Annotated in this window: 16 protein-coding genes; 11 read left to right on the top strand and 5 right to left on the bottom strand. The window is 35.9% G+C overall.

Annotated features, from left to right (window positions below):
• Nucleotides 1–31 precede the first annotated feature (31 nt).
• Together NSS81_RS00330 and NSS81_RS00325 are read left to right on the top strand one after the other, a co-directional pair.
• On the top strand, nt 32–991 hold the full coding sequence (locus NSS81_RS00330) for an aldolase catalytic domain-containing protein (protein ID WP_342431594.1): 960 nt from the start codon (nt 32–34) through the stop codon (nt 989–991).
• Between the two features lie 174 nt (nt 992–1,165).
• On the top strand, nt 1,166–1,435 hold the full coding sequence (locus NSS81_RS00325; protein ID WP_342431593.1) for a hypothetical protein: 270 nt from the start codon (nt 1,166–1,168) through the stop codon (nt 1,433–1,435).
• A 101-nt stretch (nt 1,436–1,536) separates the two neighbouring features.
• Here NSS81_RS00325 and NSS81_RS00320 read toward each other — a convergent pair whose 3' ends face one another.
• From NSS81_RS00320 to NSS81_RS00310, 3 genes are all read right to left on the bottom strand, one after another.
• Nucleotides 1,537–2,439, bottom strand: a complete 903-nt coding sequence (locus NSS81_RS00320; RefSeq protein WP_342431592.1) for a hypothetical protein — start codon at nt 2,437–2,439, stop codon at nt 1,537–1,539.
• A complete protein-coding gene (locus tag NSS81_RS00315; protein WP_342431591.1) occupies nt 2,423–3,349 on the bottom strand; it encodes an oxidoreductase in 927 nt (308 codons plus the stop codon). Before NSS81_RS00315 ends, NSS81_RS00320 begins: the two co-directional genes overlap by 17 nt.
• Nucleotides 3,350–3,595: 246 nt before the next feature.
• A complete protein-coding gene (locus NSS81_RS00310; RefSeq protein WP_342431590.1) occupies nt 3,596–4,090 on the bottom strand; it encodes an SRPBCC domain-containing protein in 495 nt (164 codons plus the stop codon).
• 413 nt (nt 4,091–4,503) lie between these two features.
• Here NSS81_RS00310 and NSS81_RS00305 point away from each other — a divergent pair, with 413 nt between their 5' ends.
• On the top strand, nt 4,504–4,896 hold the full coding sequence (locus NSS81_RS00305) for a DUF1801 domain-containing protein (RefSeq protein ID WP_342434151.1): 393 nt from the start codon (nt 4,504–4,506) through the stop codon (nt 4,894–4,896).
• Between the two features lie 184 nt (nt 4,897–5,080).
• Here NSS81_RS00305 and NSS81_RS00300 read toward each other — a convergent pair whose 3' ends face one another.
• Together NSS81_RS00300 and NSS81_RS00295 are read right to left on the bottom strand one after the other, a co-directional pair.
• Nucleotides 5,081–5,899, bottom strand: a complete 819-nt coding sequence (locus NSS81_RS00300; protein WP_342431589.1) for an EcsC family protein — start codon at nt 5,897–5,899, stop codon at nt 5,081–5,083.
• Between the two features lie 194 nt (nt 5,900–6,093).
• Nucleotides 6,094–7,071: a M20/M25/M40 family metallo-hydrolase gene (locus NSS81_RS00295; protein ID WP_342431588.1), complete on the bottom strand. Its 978-nt coding sequence runs from the start codon at nt 7,069–7,071 to the stop codon at nt 6,094–6,096.
• A 267-nt stretch (nt 7,072–7,338) separates the two neighbouring features.
• Here NSS81_RS00295 and NSS81_RS00290 point away from each other — a divergent pair, with 267 nt between their 5' ends.
• The 8 genes from NSS81_RS00290 to NSS81_RS00255 all read left to right on the top strand — a co-directional run bounded on the left by NSS81_RS00290 (nt 7,339) and on the right by NSS81_RS00255 (nt 16,032).
• Nucleotides 7,339–8,517, top strand: coding sequence for a TerD family protein (locus tag NSS81_RS00290; protein ID WP_342431587.1), 1,179 nt, complete (start codon nt 7,339–7,341; stop codon nt 8,515–8,517).
• 315 nt (nt 8,518–8,832) lie between these two features.
• Nucleotides 8,833–10,497 carry a sigma 54-interacting transcriptional regulator gene (locus tag NSS81_RS00285; RefSeq protein ID WP_342431586.1) on the top strand — a complete coding sequence of 555 codons (1,665 nt, stop codon included), beginning with the start codon at nt 8,833–8,835 and terminating at the stop codon, nt 10,495–10,497.
• Nucleotides 10,498–10,856: 359 nt separating this feature from the next.
• On the top strand, nt 10,857–12,206 hold the full coding sequence (locus NSS81_RS00280; RefSeq protein WP_342431585.1) for a phenylacetate--CoA ligase family protein: 1,350 nt from the start codon (nt 10,857–10,859) through the stop codon (nt 12,204–12,206).
• A gap of 15 nt (nt 12,207–12,221) precedes the next feature.
• A complete protein-coding gene (locus NSS81_RS00275) occupies nt 12,222–13,430 on the top strand; it encodes a cytochrome P450 (RefSeq protein WP_342431584.1) in 1,209 nt (402 codons plus the stop codon).
• Between the two features lie 37 nt (nt 13,431–13,467).
• The gene (locus tag NSS81_RS00270; protein ID WP_342431583.1) at nt 13,468–13,686 is read left to right on the top strand and encodes a ferredoxin; all 219 of its coding nucleotides are present in this window, start codon (nt 13,468–13,470) and stop codon (nt 13,684–13,686) included.
• A 12-nt stretch (nt 13,687–13,698) separates the two neighbouring features.
• Nucleotides 13,699–14,472, top strand: coding sequence for an SDR family oxidoreductase (locus NSS81_RS00265; protein ID WP_342431582.1), 774 nt, complete (start codon nt 13,699–13,701; stop codon nt 14,470–14,472).
• Between the two features lie 5 nt (nt 14,473–14,477).
• Entirely contained in the window at nt 14,478–14,867 is a 390-nt protein-coding gene (locus NSS81_RS00260; RefSeq protein WP_342431581.1) for an OB-fold domain-containing protein, read from the top strand.
• A gap of 16 nt (nt 14,868–14,883) precedes the next feature.
• The gene (locus tag NSS81_RS00255) at nt 14,884–16,032 is read left to right on the top strand and encodes a thiolase family protein (RefSeq protein WP_342431580.1); all 1,149 of its coding nucleotides are present in this window, start codon (nt 14,884–14,886) and stop codon (nt 16,030–16,032) included.
• Nucleotides 16,033–16,081 lie beyond the last annotated feature (49 nt).

Raw genomic sequence — 16,081 nt, 5'->3', positions numbered from 1 at the left:
AATATTGGATAAAACAGGGGGAAAATACAACATGCAAAATCGAAGCAAAATTATAGACTGTACGATTCGAGATGGCGGTTTGGTTAACAATTGGGATTTTAGTGTTGAATTTGTTCAGGACTTATATAATGGCTTAAGTGCAGCCGGTGTAGAATACATGGAGATTGGCTACAAAAATTCCCCTAAGCTACTTAATGCGACCGAGCCTAATCCATGGAGGTTTCTGGACGATAATTTTCTTAAAGAAATCATTCCTGAGAAAAAATTCACAAAGCTATCTGCACTAGTAGATATTGGACGTGTAGACCCAAATGATATTTTACCGCGAGAACATAGTCCTTTAGATATGATTCGAGTGGCATGCTATATCCGTGAAGTTGATAAAGGTTTAGAGCTTGTGCAAATGTTCCATGATTTGGGCTATGAGACGTCGCTGAATATCATGGCTTTATCGAGTGTACCGGAAACTCAGCTGATTGAAGCATTCAAATTGGTAAAGGAAAGCCCGGTAGATGTTGTATATATCGTGGATTCCTTTGGAAGTTTAGAGCCTGCGGATATTGAGCATCAAGTGAAAAAGTTTCAAGCGATGATACCAAATAAGCAGCTCGGAGTTCATGCACACAACAACATGCAACTAGCATTTGCTAATACTTTAACTGCTTATCGAAATGGAGTAACATTTATGGACTCGTCTGTATATGGGATGGGACGTGCGGCAGGAAACTGTAACACAGAGCTATTAGTTAGCTATATCCAAAAATCAAGCTATGAGATTAAACCCGTTCTTGGAATCATTGAAAAGCACATGCTCGAAATGCGTCAAACGTGGGAATGGGGCTATATTATTCCTTACATGATTTCTGGTGTATTAAATGAACATCCACGTGTTGCCATGGCTTACCGTGACAGCGCTGATCGTGATAAATTTGTAGATTTTTATGACAAAGTAACATCACCCGAAGTTACTCTTGCTACGGCGTCGAAATGAACACTATAATTGAATTTTTCTAGTAAAGCAAAGGGATGTGCGAAGGCACCATCCCTTTGCTTTGTTTATCACTTTGTATAACAAAGAAATTTTTTAAGAAAGCTTAAAATGGGCATTCCTAAAGGTGGGTAATATTGTTATAATTAGTGTAATATTACACTAGGAGTGATAGTTGTGAAATTGGTTTTATTCTTTGGTTTTATCGGGTTATCTCTGTTAATAACAGTTTTTGGGTATTTTTCTTTAAAAAAGACAAAGAAAATGGGTCAACTATTGCTCATTTCTTTTGTCATTCCTGGTTTAATATTAGGAGGTTCAAGTATCTGGTGGTTTTTTACTGAAACAGATGGGATCAGTCAAATGGTGGGGCTTTTTATTAATGGCGGTGCATTGTTGGTAATTGGTATTATTAATATAGTTTTCTACTTAATAAACCGAAATTAAGGTACAGGGGAACGGGTCTCATTTAGATAAACCTATAGTCCTATAAATGCAAGGGGATGGTGGAAATGCACCATCCCTTTATAATTTATCCACGGAAAAAACTACTGCTTAGGTTGAGCATCAGCCTCACCCTCATATACCAGCGTTAACGGCTCAATAATGTCCATAGTAGCTTTATATAAAGTTATTTCACCTGAGGGAGGTATCGCGGCATTTGAGTTACTGTTGAAGTTTTCATTTAATGCTATTGTCCATTCGGCTTCATTATTGTTCATCAAAGTGGCTTCATTATTTTTCATCAAAACAACTGCTATTGTCCCAAATTGCACAATGTTTTTCCAGTCATAAATTTCAACTTCTCCGTTATTGTCAATTGTAATTCCTTCAGAATCACTGATAAGTCGAACGCTTTCCGTTTGCCATTGCCCATGGATTGATGGACCAACATAGGAATAAGAGCCTTCATTACGATCACCATATGTCCCAATATATTGGTGTATGCTATGGATAGAATCTTTGTAGGTAACGGCTACAATGTCTTTCTCTAACCATTTCACCTTAAACTCGCCAATTGTCCGATAGGGAAACATTTCCTTTGGACGAGCAAATATTCCGTAGTAAGTTCGATAATAGCTTGCCTGACCGGTTGCTCTGTTTTCTTTTATGACTAAGACATTTTTGAAGTCAGATGAGATACTTATAATATGATTTATTCTTTTGCTATGGTTTATCATCAGGCCCACAAGCAGGAGAGTAAGAACCACTAGGATACTTACGATAATCATTTTCCACTTCTTAGTTACAGTAAACAGTAGAAAAATGGTAAGGACAAGGGAGATAAGAATCAAGATGTTAATCAGATAAAAAATTCGATTGTCTGTATACTCCACATTGTATCTTGATTGTAAAAAGAAGTATCCCATTTGGGCACAAAAGAGCATGATGGAAAAGAGAAAAAACAACCAGCCGCCAATTTTCTTCTTTTGATTAATAGTCGGATTCATTTGGTAATACCTCCATGGAAAACTCCCACGTTTTGCCGTTATCGTTGGAAATGAATTTTCCCTTCACTTTTCCGCCCTGGTAGTCACCATTAGGTCCTTGATTGATATGAACGGCCAAGTGTTCTTCTTCTTTAAAAGGAGTTTCAGCCATCACAAAGATTTGATGATACTTCTCTGGAATAGTAACAACTGTTGGACTCCAGGAGTTCCCGCCATCTTGTGTAACGTGAAGATCTGGTTCTACTGGATTAAGGATGCCGAAGGAGAGAAAGCCAGTGTTTTCATCAACAAACCCACCATCATAAATCAATCTTGTGACATTTGAATGAGTCGTTTCTTTCCATTGTTTCCCGCCATCCTTCGTTAGATAGACAGCATTCCATTCTTGTGACATGGTGCGGTCACCTGATATGATGACATAACCAAAGGACTCATTTAAAAAGGCCACTTTTCGGAAACGGATGGGCAGATATTCCTCCCTAACAACAGTATGTTCCCATGTTTTCCCTTGATTTAGAGAATAAATTAATTTAATTCTATCACCCTCAGAAAATAAGAAAGTGGCACGATTTTGCGTAAGTATATAGCTTTTCTCAATAAGTTCTTGCTCGTTTCCATTATATTCTCCTGCAAACAATTGCACTTTATCAACGGGGACAACAATCCAATCCATTCCTTTATTGTAGGTGATTTGTAATTGATTGTTTTGCAGAGAGTATCCAATAGAATCTTCTATATAGATGGGCTGTAGGGGAATCGGCTGTGGTGGTTTTACTTCTTGTGTGTCAAGCTTTTCATTTCGTTGATTCAATTCTGGTCCAGTTAATTCTGGGTGCTGTTCGAAAAAGAATGTGGCAATGGTTATACTAATAATGATAATAAAAGCGGCACCAAGGATAGTTTTTTTCACTTTGGAATACTCCTTTTTCCAATCTGATTTCGTAATTCACTATTATCAACAATTTGAATTTTTGGTTTGCTAGCCATAAAAAGAATCACCCTTTATGAAAAAAATACTTTTATTAAACAATAAAACAATCATCTCATTTTAACATGAATTTCCATAAACTGAGGAAAAGAATATATGGAGTAAGTGTCCTAATAGGTTATAAAAAACAAAAAACACCGGTGGTTGGTGTTTTTTGCTGCGGCTATTTTAATGGTTTACCTTTGTTAGGTATTCATCTAATTGATCAAAGGTTCCGGTATATCCTTCCTGAGCCATCTCTTTTGAATCCTCAAAGGTTTTAATCTCTTCCTCAGTTGGGGATACGGGAACCACAATCATTGTAAGGGTTGTTTTTCCTTGGTCCTCGATGAAGGTAATGGTATTCAGGGTTTCCATTGGCCAATTTGAGTTAAAGGGTGCACGTACAGTGTTACCTTCTTCATCGGAAAAGAAACTAGTGTAAACGATTTTCTCTGGTGCAATAATTTCACTGTATACAAATTTAACCCACATTACGTTGCCGTCAGCAGGTTTCTGGCTGTAATGAAAGACACCACCCTGACGGAAATCTGCTTTAGAAACCTCAAACGTCCATCCTTTTGGCCCCCACCAGTTCTTTAGTTGTTCTGATTCAGTAAATGCCTTAAACACAAGATCACGTAGAGCATTGAAAGTATGAGTGATTTTGATTTGAGTTGACATTGTGATTCCTCCAATAATTTTAGTTTTTCTTCTCGTTATTTTCACTTGATAGCATATCCTGCAAATAACGATTCTAGTTATCGAGTCTTTCCTTCCCAAATGTCACTAGTAAAGTGCTAGGCATCTTCCAATTAGTTTGCGTAGTTTCATGTGTGTTTGCTCTCAGCCATTCCTAGCTTTGTTTTAGTTTTGCTTGGAATTGATATTTTTTCAGTCTCCTGTTAATATGGCAGTTTTCGTAAAGTTTGTTGCTTTTTTGACCATAACGATAAAGACTTGATATAATCATGTTCAAAGGGCGTTGGTATATGGTTGCATGTGTGTGAAGTAGCGATTGAACTTACATAAGAAGAACGATTAGAACTCTTTAATGCTTGAGAAACATAAAATTTGTAATAGAGAAAGGAAATACCATGGAAGTAAATAAAATTACATATAAAACAATTGATGAATACATTTTACAATTTCCTCCTGAGGTTAAGGAGATACTTAATAGGTTAAGAAAAGTGATAAAAGAATCGGCACCAAATGCAACTGAAAAGATAAGCTATCAAATGCCTACATTTGCTTTACATGGAAATCTAGTGCATTTCGCTGCATTTAAAAATCATATAGGATTTTATCCAACTCCTAGTGGAATCGCTGCTTTTAAGCATAAGTTATCGAACTTTAAGAGCTCAAAAGGTGCAGTGCAATTTCCAATAGAAAAGCCGTTACCATATGATTTAATTAGCGAGATAGTAAAATACAGAGTGGAAGAGGATGTAAAGAAAGCTGAAGTCAAATTGAAAAAGCCGAAGTCATAACCCTTCCAAACTATCATACAAAAGATAAACGGTAAAGTTAATCATCCGAGGGAGGGTCTCCCTTGTATTATTACTTTAATCCACATTCGGTTTATCCACATTATTATCCAAAGTGAGTAGGTACCGTACCTGTTAGGTATGTACCTACTCACTTTGGATGATGCCTGGCACTCTACATAGCACTCTATATCGATTCTAGTTGATGAATACGCTCGACTATTCTTCTTTTTCTGTATAACATTTTTCCTGCCTCGGCAATATCACCGATGGACGAGCGATTAATAACCGCACCAAAAATAATTCCAGCAATCGGAATCATTTGAAAAAGTTTTTTCCAGCCGAACGAATCCCGATAAGTGGTAACCACTTCACGCCATCCTTGTAATTGTGAAATCATTTGATTGTTCTGATTGCCTTGATTGTACGCAGAAAGCTCCTCTAAAATCGCCTTTTTCCCGACAATATCGGAGGAAGTAAATTGTAGACATTTTACAATGAATATTCTTTCTGATTTTTCATTAGGATCATACCCATAGCATATAGATATTTCTTGTAAAACCTTAAGGGATAAGCCTAAAAGAACAGGAATATCAACCGCCAGGGTAAAAATCCCGCCAATCCCCGTTGTTGCCCCCTGAATCGTAGCTAATTTTGTTCTCGAATTTCCTATTTCGTCTGCAATTTCATCCATTTTGCTAATCGGAAGGTTGCTAAAGAAATCATTGCGATTGTGACCTTCAGACCATAAGGAATGGTTAGGATTAAACTTTTTTAGGATAGTATCTTCTTTGACCAAGTATTGTCCGCCCGTCTGAATGTAACTGCCTAATTCATCAATGGCTAAACCAATTTTATCCTGAATGAATTTTGGTGTTATTTTGTCTAGCATAAGGAAAGGCAACCGACCAATTTTTTCCCAGAACCATAATCCTTTCTGGTCATTTTCCCATGCTTCAATCTTTTTCTTTTCCTCAAACAAATATTCTGCAGATTCCACTTTCATCAAAACCTTCCATTTCGTTATCTTCATCTAAAATATGCTTGTATGTATATACGAAAAAAAAGCATATAAGTTTCATTGTTACTATGTGCAATAAATCCTTCCATAATATAACAAAACAAATAAAAAAAGCCGACTTTAACTTTGAAAAAACCTTAAAGTCGACTTAAATATATTTGAACCTAAACACAGGAATCTTATTTTGCAGTGCTGGTCTTATCCATAAACATTAATAAATCCGTTAATAATGTACTGAATGTCGATAGATGTTCCTCTATTCTTCCTGGAAATTCCTTCTCGATAAATTCGAGAGTATCGTTTTTGGAGTGCCAAACTCCACCATGTTTGACCGTTTGTGTGTAACCATCCAGATCACCAATTTCCCAGTTTGTCGCTTCTAAATATCCATAGGGAATGCCTTTAGCTTTAAATGGTGCATGATCACTCCAATCACCCGTGGTTCCAGCAGGATAATCAGGATTTAGACCTGGATTTGTTTCTACATTTAACTTTTTCTTTTTGGCGATTTTTAATGCTTGGTCACGGATGAATCCATCCTCCCCAGCACTACCATATACAAACATCTTATCCCCAACAGCTAGACTATCCATATTAATCATACCAATCGTGTTTTCAATTTCTTCTTCACTCATATTATTTGCATAGTGGTTTGATCCCCGTAAACCAGATTCTTCTGCACCAAATGCTATAAACACAATAGCATAAGGGGTATTAATTTTTTTCAAAACCTCAGCAACTTCTAATAGAATGCCAACCCCGGATGCATTATCATCGACACCGCGACCAACTGAAACAGAGTCATAATGAGCACCAACGATAATTTGTTTGCTTGACTTGCCAGGCTTATAAGCAACTACGTTTGAAGATGTAATGGTAGTTCCTCTTCTTGTATAGCTAAAATTTTGTACAGTTGTATCAAGTTCAATCCGTTCGAATTGACCTTTAATATAATTCTCTGCCAATCTCTCATTTTCTGAACCAGCTACCCTCGGACCAATTTCATAAGCTAAGTATTTCATATGTTCATAGGCCATCGCACCATTTTTATGTGCAAGAGACGGATGATAGGTAACCGTTTGGGCAGTTGCACTCCCTACAATCGTAAGTAAACCAAACAGCAAAGCAATAAAAGATAAGGAAATTTTTTTAGGCATAGATTTACTCCTCACTTCTTTAATTTAGTAATATTAAAATAGAATAATTGATTCCCAATAAATAAACAATAGATCCGACAAAACCTATCAAATTGAATCATAATTGGACAGATTTCTTTTCTTGAATTCTAGAATATAAAATATTCACTCGGAGGGAATCCTAAATTTACAGTCACTCATAATAAGGGATTTTATATCTTTTTCAAGAAAAAATATGGTACTGTTATAATGGAAACAGAATATTTAAGAAAAAAGGGTGGAAATTTGTTGAACATTTTAAAGGGTCAAAAAGTGGATATTACAAAGGGGAAAAATGTAACGGAACTTATTGCCGTGTTAGAGTGGACTGCAGGAAACAAAGAAATGGAAATTGATGGCGCAGCCTTTTTATTAGAAGGAAATGGTCGATGTAAAAATGATGAGAGTTTTATCTTCTACGGACAGCCTGTAAGTCTAGATAGTTCGGTTAACCATGTAGCGTCAAGCGGAAATCAAAATGAAATACATATAGCATTAAACAAGATTTCGAAGGAAGTACAAAAAATCGCCTTTACCTTAACCATTCATGAAGGGGAGCAAAGAGGACATACTTTTAGTCAGGTATCACGAGCTAGTTTACAAGTAAAGAATAAAACAACGGGAGAATCCATGTTCAGTTTTATCTTTGGTGAAGAATTAAAAAGTGAAACAGCCATTGTTGTTGGAGAATTATACTTACACAATGGAGAATGGAAATTAAATGCGATCGGAAGCGGATTTAACGGCGGTTTAGCAGCTTTATGTCATAACTTTGGTATAGAAGTCGAAACAAAAGCAGAGCCGGTACAACCAATCAAACAGGTACCAGTAGTTGAAAAGGTGCCAGTCGTACAAGAAAAACCTGAAGTGGTGAAACCGATTATTGCTACATTAAAGAAAAAAGAAGCTATTTCCATTAAAAAAACGGATAAAGTAATCGCCACATTAGAATGGGATAGTAAAAAGGATTTGGATTTATATTGTTTTTACGTGACAAAAAATGATGAAGTAGGAAAAGTGTATTACCGCGATAGGGGAAGCGCCAACCGGACTCCGTATATTACATTAGACGGCGATTCAATCGGTGCAGGGAAAGAAACAATCATCGTCCATAATTCTTCCGAGCTGAAATACGTTTTATTTGCTGCTTATAGCGCAGTTTCCAATGGGATCGGCAGTTTTAAATCAATGCAAGCAAGAGCCGTTGTTGACAATCAAATGGGTCAAAAGATAACCTCACCTTTATTCGAAAATAATAAGTATGCCTACTGGGTGGCCATTGCAAAAATTGATTTTACGAATGTTCGTGAAATGAGTGTGAGCCATGTAGAATCGTATTCAAAGAGTGGCACAGAAAGATCCCCTTTATTATATAAAGATGGCTCCTTTAAAATGAATGTGGGACCAGTGGAATTTAAGGATAGATAAGATTATGCTCCAGACCTTAAGGATAAGGTTTGGGGCTTTTTACTTTAATTTTGACAGTGACAGTGGCAAAAAGGGAGCTTTAAATGTTAAAATAAACTGAAAATACTAATAAGTCAAACCATGGTTCAAATATAGCTTATTAAATTAAATTTATGAACGAACTCAGTTATTATCAAACAAATAATTAAGGTAGAAAGAGGAGAATAATCTTTGCGATGGTGTTTTTGTGGAGGTTATAAATAATACTCATGAGGTGAGAATTTGGTTCATTTGAAAGGTAATCCTAGTACGATAGTTTCTGAGAAGAAAATTACAATGAATATGATAGATTTTCTGAATAATTGCAGCTCACTGGGTGTGCTTATTACAGATGAGGATTTTAATATTATCAAAATAAATCAAAAAGCTATGCAAATGTATAGTATACACCAACTTGAGTCATTGGTTGCTAATACCGATTACAGCGCGAAGCAGTTTTGTCATTCCGAAATGAAATGCGAGGTAGAGGTAATTAAAGAAACTGGATTTTTTATCTTTCTCCTACAATCAAAGACAGATGAGTATAATTTACACAAAGGTTTAGACCTTTCTCTTTATGAGGGAGATCAAATTCTAAACGCGTCCTTTGATGGAATAATCGTTTCTAAACCAGATGGAACGATTATTTACCAGAATCCCGCTATTGAACAACTCACAGGTTTATCACCAAAAGATTGTATTGGAGTGAATGTTCAAAAGTTAATAGACGATGAGATAATCGATCAATCGTTGACAGTTAAAGTTGTTAAAGAAAATAAACCTGCCTCCATTATCCAAACCTACAAATCTACTGGAAAAAAAATCTTACTTTCTGGGGTTCCAATTAGAGATAAAAACGGTGAGATTAAAAAAGTTGTTAGTAACCTGAGGGATTTGACTATATTAAATGGATTAGAAAAAGAGATTGAGGAATTGAAAGCGAAAAATGAAAAAATTTCAGAAGAAATAGAAAAGATTACCCTTAAACAAGAATCGCTGAATTCAATTATTGCTCATAATACCAAAATGAAAATGGTAATTGAAAGAGCACATCGGATTTCCCAAATTGATTCAACAGTATTAATATTAGGTGAATCTGGGGTGGGAAAAGAGGGAATTGTCAACTTAATTTATCAGATGAGCAGCAGAAGAACAAACCCATTTATCCAGATCAATTGCGCAGCAATTCCGGAACAGTTATTGGAATCAGAATTATTCGGGTATGAACCTGGAGCTTTTACTGGTGCAAATAATAAAGGAAAACCAGGACTATTTGAAATTGCTACAAAAGGGATTATCTTCCTTGACGAGGTTGGGGATATGCCCTTAAGCCTACAAGGTAAATTATTACGTGTCCTTCAGGAGAGTGAAATCACACGAGTAGGTGGAATAAAACCAATAAAAATAGATGTACGTGTTGTAGCAGCTACAAATCGTAATTTAGAAGAAATGGTTGAACAAGGGAAGTTTAGACAAGACTTATTTTATCGATTGAATATCATACCTATATATGTCCCACCACTTCGCGAAAGAAGAGAAGATATTATTCCACTTATTTACCATTTTTCGGCACAAATAAAAAGAAAATATGGTGTCAATCGAACATTCTCACAAAAAGCATTAGAAAATTTCCATAATTACGATTGGCCTGGAAATATAAGACAACTACAAAATATGGTGGAACGTATTGCATTAATGGTTAATAAACAGACCATTGATTTAGTAGATATCACTAATGAAATTGATATTTCTGTAAATAATGATCAAGATAAAAATAATGATAATTCTGCTACAAAGAACACAAACACAATAATACTACCATTAAAGCAACAAATAGAGGAATTTGAAATGTCTATTATTAATAACGTGCTCAGTCAATATAATAGTATTAGGAGTGCTGCCAAAGCATTAAGCATTGACCAATCTACCCTTGTTAGAAAAAAACAGAAATATAATCTGTGAAGGTAACAGATTAAGAAGTTAAGATGTTGAATAGTTTATATTTCTAATAAATCCCAATATTATTTGGGATTTTTTTATTACTTAAATTTGAATTTGCTAGATACTCTCGAATGATGGTGATATACATCACTGATGCATTATTGCATCGCTTATGATGCAATAATGCAAACGCTTACATTTTGTTGGTAGAATTTTAACACAAATTTCAAGAGGAAATTTCAACAAGAAACCTAGTCATAGTTTGTTGGTGACCAGTTTTTACTTATAAAAATTCATCTATTCATTTAGTTTGGCACACTTCTTGCATTATAAATATATAGAAGGTTTAAAACATTCAAAAAGTAAACAGGAGGGCTAAGATGATTAAAACAGGCTATAAAAAATACTGGAATGAAGAAAGAGAGACCTTAGATCCAGATAAAAGGAATAGTGTTATTTTGGAAAAAATAAGAGAACAATTGGATTATGTATATAATAACTTGCCTTTTTATAGAAAACATTATGATAATCATAACTTTAAGCCTTCAGATGTTAAAACCTTAGAGGATTTTACTACAAAGGTACCAGTGATAACAAAAAAAATGCTAGTGGAGGACCAAAAGCAAAATCCTATTTTCGGAAGTTATGCGGGTAATTTTGCACCAGAAGAAATAGCCCGAATCCAAGGGTCAAGCGGAACATCTGGGACTCCTACTTTTTATCGGGTTAGTAAAGCAGACTGGGATAGAGCAGCTGAAGTACATGCAATGGCTCTATGGTCTACTGGTTTAAGACCTAACGACGTTGTACAAATCGGATTTCCCTTTTCAATCTTTTTTGGAGGATGGGGAGTTTTGCAAGGTGCTGAACGAATCGGATCAACCGTCTTTCCGTTGGGTGCAATAGAATCTGATAGACATTTAGATATGATTGAGAAAATTAAACCGACTGCATTTTCAGCAACCGTTTCCTATTGTATGCACCTTCTAAACAAAGCTCGGGAAAGAGGTGTTGAGTTATCTGAAAGTTCTGTAAAGAAATTAATTGCAGGCGGAGAATCAGGTGCTTCGTTACCAAACACAAGGGCAATATTAACAAAAGGATGGAGTGCTAGTTTACACGATGCTGGGTCTACTTCAGAAATGTATCCTTTCATGACCAGTACAACCTGCGATGCGGAAGCTGGAGTACATCTTTATCAGGACGAAGTGTTTACGGAAATTGTAAGCACAGAAGATTCGAATATTCCAATTCCAATCGGTGAACGAGGGGCCGTGGTTTATACACATCTATGGAGAAAATCACAACCAATGATCCGCTTTTGGTCTGGAGACGAAAGCTTTATGACAGAAGAAACTTGTTCGTGTGGCAGGACTTATCCACGTTTACCACATGGTGTGCTTGGAAGATTAGATGACATGTTAGTTATAAGAGGAACAAATGTCTATCCAAGTGCAATTGAAAATACTGTTCGCTCATTAAAGTGGAGTGGCGCTGAATATCAAATTGTCGTGGATAAAAAAGGTGCTTTAGATGAAATGACGGTCAATATTGAATATCAAAGCCAGTATAAAACTACTAATCTTAACTATCTAAAAGGAGAAGCAATTGAGTTATTTAAAAATAAAATAGGAATTCGCGTTGCTATAAACCTAGTTGAACAAGGCTCAATGCCTGAAACTGTCTTTAAAGCAAAACGAGTGATAGATAATCGTAAAAAATTGTATTAAGAGGGAGGTAACATAATGATGGTAATGCATGAGGATTTATTAGCCCCAGAAGTTGTAAAGGACCCTTTTCCATATTTTAATACACTTCGTTCAGAGACACCTATCTATTTTAATGAAAAGTGGAATGGCTGGATTCTTACACGATATGAAGATGTAAATTCAGCATTATTGAATCCCAATTTAACTTCTCAAAGAATTATGCCATCCAAAAGTGCTTCAAATGAACTGAAGCTGGACATGGCCTCTACTTATGAAATTCTATCAAAGTGGATGGTATTTAATGACCCGCCAAATCATACAAGGCTTAGGATGCTAGTAAGTAAGGCATTTACACCAAAAACTGTTGAAAAAATGCGTCCATTCATGTTCGAAATTACTGATTATCTATTGGATAAAGTAGAGGAATCGAAGAAAATGGATGTCATTCGAGATTATGCCTTTATGTTACCAATTTTAGTAATTTCGAAAATGCTAGGATTGCCAGATAAAGATAGAGATCAATTAAAGCGATGGTCAGACGATCTATTAATGCTAGTTTTCGGAGCGGTTAAGGACTCAGACAGGCACGAACGGGGTCAAAAGGGAATGCGTCAATTAGCTGAATACTTAGCGGATCAAGTAGAAGACCGGATCAAGCACCCAAAAGATGATCTAATCAGTTCGCTCGTTGAAGCTAAAGAAAATGGTGATGTCTTAAATAAAGATGAAATTATCGCTACGCTTACTTTGCTTGTTTTTGGCGGTCATGAAACAACAACCAATCTAATTACGAATTCAGTATTCTCTCTTTTAAAAAATCCTGATCAATTGGAAAGATTAAAGAGCGATCCATCATTAATCAATGTTGCAGTAGAGGAATTAAATCGATTTGATGGACCAGGAAAATCAATAATGAGGGTAGCGAAAGAAGACTTTGAAATTAAAGGTAACCAAATTAAAAAGGGTCAGCGTGTCATGTTAGTGACGCTAGCAGCAAATCGTGATCCCGAAATATTTCCAGACCCTGACAAACTAGATATTACCAGGGAAACAAATAGACACTTAGGATTTGGTAAGGGGATTCATTACTGTCTAGGTGCGCCTCTAGCAAGACTCGAAGCAACCATATCAATAAACCAACTCTTCAAGCGTTTTCCAACATTAAGGTTAGAAAGTGATAATCAAGAATGGCACCCAATCTTAATAAGCCGTGCATTAAAAAGTTTACCAGTAGTTTTTGAATAATAATGATTACTACTAAAGAGAAATGGTGGTTACTTTTATGAGAAATGAAATTAAAGTCCGTGTAGATAAGAATGCTTGTATTGGCTCGCAAACTTGCATTCTTATTGACCCAGAGACATTTTCATTAGATTCGGATGGGTTATCTTATGTTTTTAATGAAAATGTTACCAACATAGAGAAAATTCAGGAATCTGCCGATAATTGTCCTGTTAGCGCGATCATAATCGAAAAGTTTTCTAAATCGAACAGGAGTTAGTGAGGGGTAGAAATGAATGTAAAAGAATTATTTGATCTAAGTGGAAAAACAGCAATTGTAACTGGAGGGAGTCGAGGTATAGGAGAGCAAATCGCCTTTGCATTGGCAGAATCTGGAGCAAATATTGTAGTATGCTCAAGAAAACTAGAAGATTGTGAAGTAACAAGTTCTAGGGTACGTGAATTAGGTGTCCAGTCACTCGCATTAAAATGTGATGTTTCGAATCCAGAGGATGTCAATAACGTGGTGGAAGAAACAGTCAATAAATTTGGAACGATAGATGTCCTCTTTAATAACAGTGGAGCTACATGGGGAGCGCCTCTTGAAGAAATGCCACTAGATAAATGGAATAAAGTCATAAGTGTAAATCTGACCGGTACATTTCTTATGTCACAAGCAGTTGGCAAAGTAATGATTAGCCAAAAGTCTGGGAAAATCATTAACATATCTTCGATTGGCGGTTTAGGCGGAATCAGTGAAGAATTAATGGATGCTGTTGGATACAACGCTAGTAAGGGAGCAATCATTACCTTTACCAAAGATTTAGCAGTGAAATGGGGAAAGCATAATATTAATGTGAATTCCATTGCCCCAGGATTCTTTTTAACGAAGATGTCAAAATCAACCATAGAATCAAAGAAGGCATTGATTCTAGCAAATACTCCATTAAATCGAACAGGTTCTGAACATGACCTTAAGGGTGCAGCGCTGTTTTTGGCTTCTAAAGCATCTGATTTTGTAACTGGAACCGTTTTGGTAGTAGATGGAGGATTTTCGGAAAAGTAGATAATGTGAGGAGAAAAAATTATATGAATGTTGTTTTTAGTGATAACATTGAACAATTTGTATTCAAGTCAGGCAAACCGCTTGTAAAAGCAGGCGAATGTAGAAAGTGTAATAAGTATTATTTTCCCTATCGGAATATATGTGATCTTTGTAAAAATCAGATTAAAGAACTCTATTTTACAGAAGGTAAAGTACACAGTTATACAAAAATTCATATTTCCGCATCAGGATACGAGGCTCCTTACACTATTGGTTATATAGATTTAAATGAGCATATTCGAATTCTAAATCTAATTGAATTTGATGGAGAATTGAAATTAGATACAAGTGTAGAACTAGTTTATAAGGAAAATGCATCAAAAAACTATCAATTTATCTTTAAACCAAGTAAATAATAAAGGCGGTGAAACTGTGACGAAAGTTTATATCCTAGGCGTTGGTGTAAAGAAATTTGGAAAATATGAAAATATGTCATTAGAGCAAATTGGTCGAGAATCCGTCATAAATGCGCTGGAGGATGCCAGAATTGATATAGATGAAATTGAAAGCGTTTTCTGTGGAAATGTTTTTGGTGGAACGCTGGCTGGCCAAAGAGTATTGAATGATTTAACGACTACAGGGGTTCCAGTTATCAATATTAATAATGCATGTGCTAGCAGTTCAACAGCACTTAACCTTGCTTACAGTAGTATAAAAAGTGGTATGAACGATTTTGCATTAGCAATTGGTGTTGAAAATCTTTCTGCATTAGGTAGCGGGGTATTGCCTACGCCACCTCATGATATTGATGCAGAATCGGGCTTAACCTTACCAGCCATATATGCCATGAGAGCTAAAAGGTATACAGAAACATATGGAATTGATAGTAAATTGTTATCAGAGGTAGCTGTTAAGAATCGTATCCATGGTTCAAAAAATCCATATGCTCATTTTTATCAAAAGCCTAATCTGACGAAAGAGCAAGTGTTAGATTCCATGATGATCGCCGATCCGATAACTTTATTACAATCCAGTCCTAAAAGTGATGGAGCAGCAAGTGTGATTTTATGTTCTGAGCGAGTATTAAAAAGATATAAAGAAAAGGCAGTTGAAATGATAGCTTCAGTGGTGGTGTCTGGCAAGTTTAAGAGAGGGTTTCACGATATGGCATTACCTGATGAACCGACAGTCGAATCCATTGAAAAAGCTTATAAAATGGCTGGAGTTTCCGCAGAGGATATTGATGTAGTTGAACTCCATGATGCTTTTTCCATTGCAGAGGTATTGTATACCGAAGCACTTGGATTTTGTGAATATGGTAAAGGAATTGAAATGCTAGTTGAAGGAAGAACCTATTATGATGGAGATAAACCTATTAATGTTAGTGGAGGTTTACTGTCAAGAGGTCATGCTGTTGGTGCAACAGGTCTCGCGCAGGTAGCAGAAATCAATTGGCAACTTTTAGAAAAGGCACCTGGATTCCAGGTGAAAAATCCAAAGGTAGGATTAACACTAACTTCAGGCGGCGGTATATCTAATTTTCAGAACGGTACGAGTGTAGTAAATATACTTTCTATTTAACTAGTACAATTATCCCGATTTTATTTTAGAGGTTCAGTTACGCGAAGGT

Source organism: Neobacillus sp. FSL H8-0543 (assembly GCF_038592905.1).
Taxonomy (GTDB): Bacteria; Bacillota; Bacilli; order Bacillales; family Cytobacillaceae; genus Neobacillus.
This window is presented reverse-complemented; position numbering and strand designations above follow the sequence as displayed.

What these genes read in the sequence shown, in the direction of transcription:
- NSS81_RS00295 (WP_342431588.1), bottom strand. Translation starts at nt 7,071, where the DNA reads ATGCCTAAAAAAATTTCCTTATCTTTTATTGCTTTGCTGTTTGGTTTA.
- NSS81_RS00305 (WP_342434151.1), top strand. Translation starts at nt 4,504, where the DNA reads ATGGAAGTAAATAAAATTACATATAAAACAATTGATGAATACATTTTA.
- NSS81_RS00330 (WP_342431594.1), top strand. Translation starts at nt 32, where the DNA reads ATGCAAAATCGAAGCAAAATTATAGACTGTACGATTCGAGATGGCGGT.
- NSS81_RS00320 (WP_342431592.1), bottom strand. Translation starts at nt 2,439, where the DNA reads ATGAATCCGACTATTAATCAAAAGAAGAAAATTGGCGGCTGGTTGTTT.
- NSS81_RS00280 (WP_342431585.1), top strand. Translation starts at nt 10,857, where the DNA reads ATGATTAAAACAGGCTATAAAAAATACTGGAATGAAGAAAGAGAGACC.
- NSS81_RS00300 (WP_342431589.1), bottom strand. Translation starts at nt 5,899, where the DNA reads ATGAAAGTGGAATCTGCAGAATATTTGTTTGAGGAAAAGAAAAAGATT.
- NSS81_RS00310 (WP_342431590.1), bottom strand. Translation starts at nt 4,090, where the DNA reads ATGTCAACTCAAATCAAAATCACTCATACTTTCAATGCTCTACGTGAT.
- NSS81_RS00265 (WP_342431582.1), top strand. Translation starts at nt 13,699, where the DNA reads ATGAATGTAAAAGAATTATTTGATCTAAGTGGAAAAACAGCAATTGTA.
- NSS81_RS00270 (WP_342431583.1), top strand. Translation starts at nt 13,468, where the DNA reads ATGAGAAATGAAATTAAAGTCCGTGTAGATAAGAATGCTTGTATTGGC.
- NSS81_RS00275 (WP_342431584.1), top strand. Translation starts at nt 12,222, where the DNA reads ATGATGGTAATGCATGAGGATTTATTAGCCCCAGAAGTTGTAAAGGAC.
- NSS81_RS00285 (WP_342431586.1), top strand. Translation starts at nt 8,833, where the DNA reads ATGAATATGATAGATTTTCTGAATAATTGCAGCTCACTGGGTGTGCTT.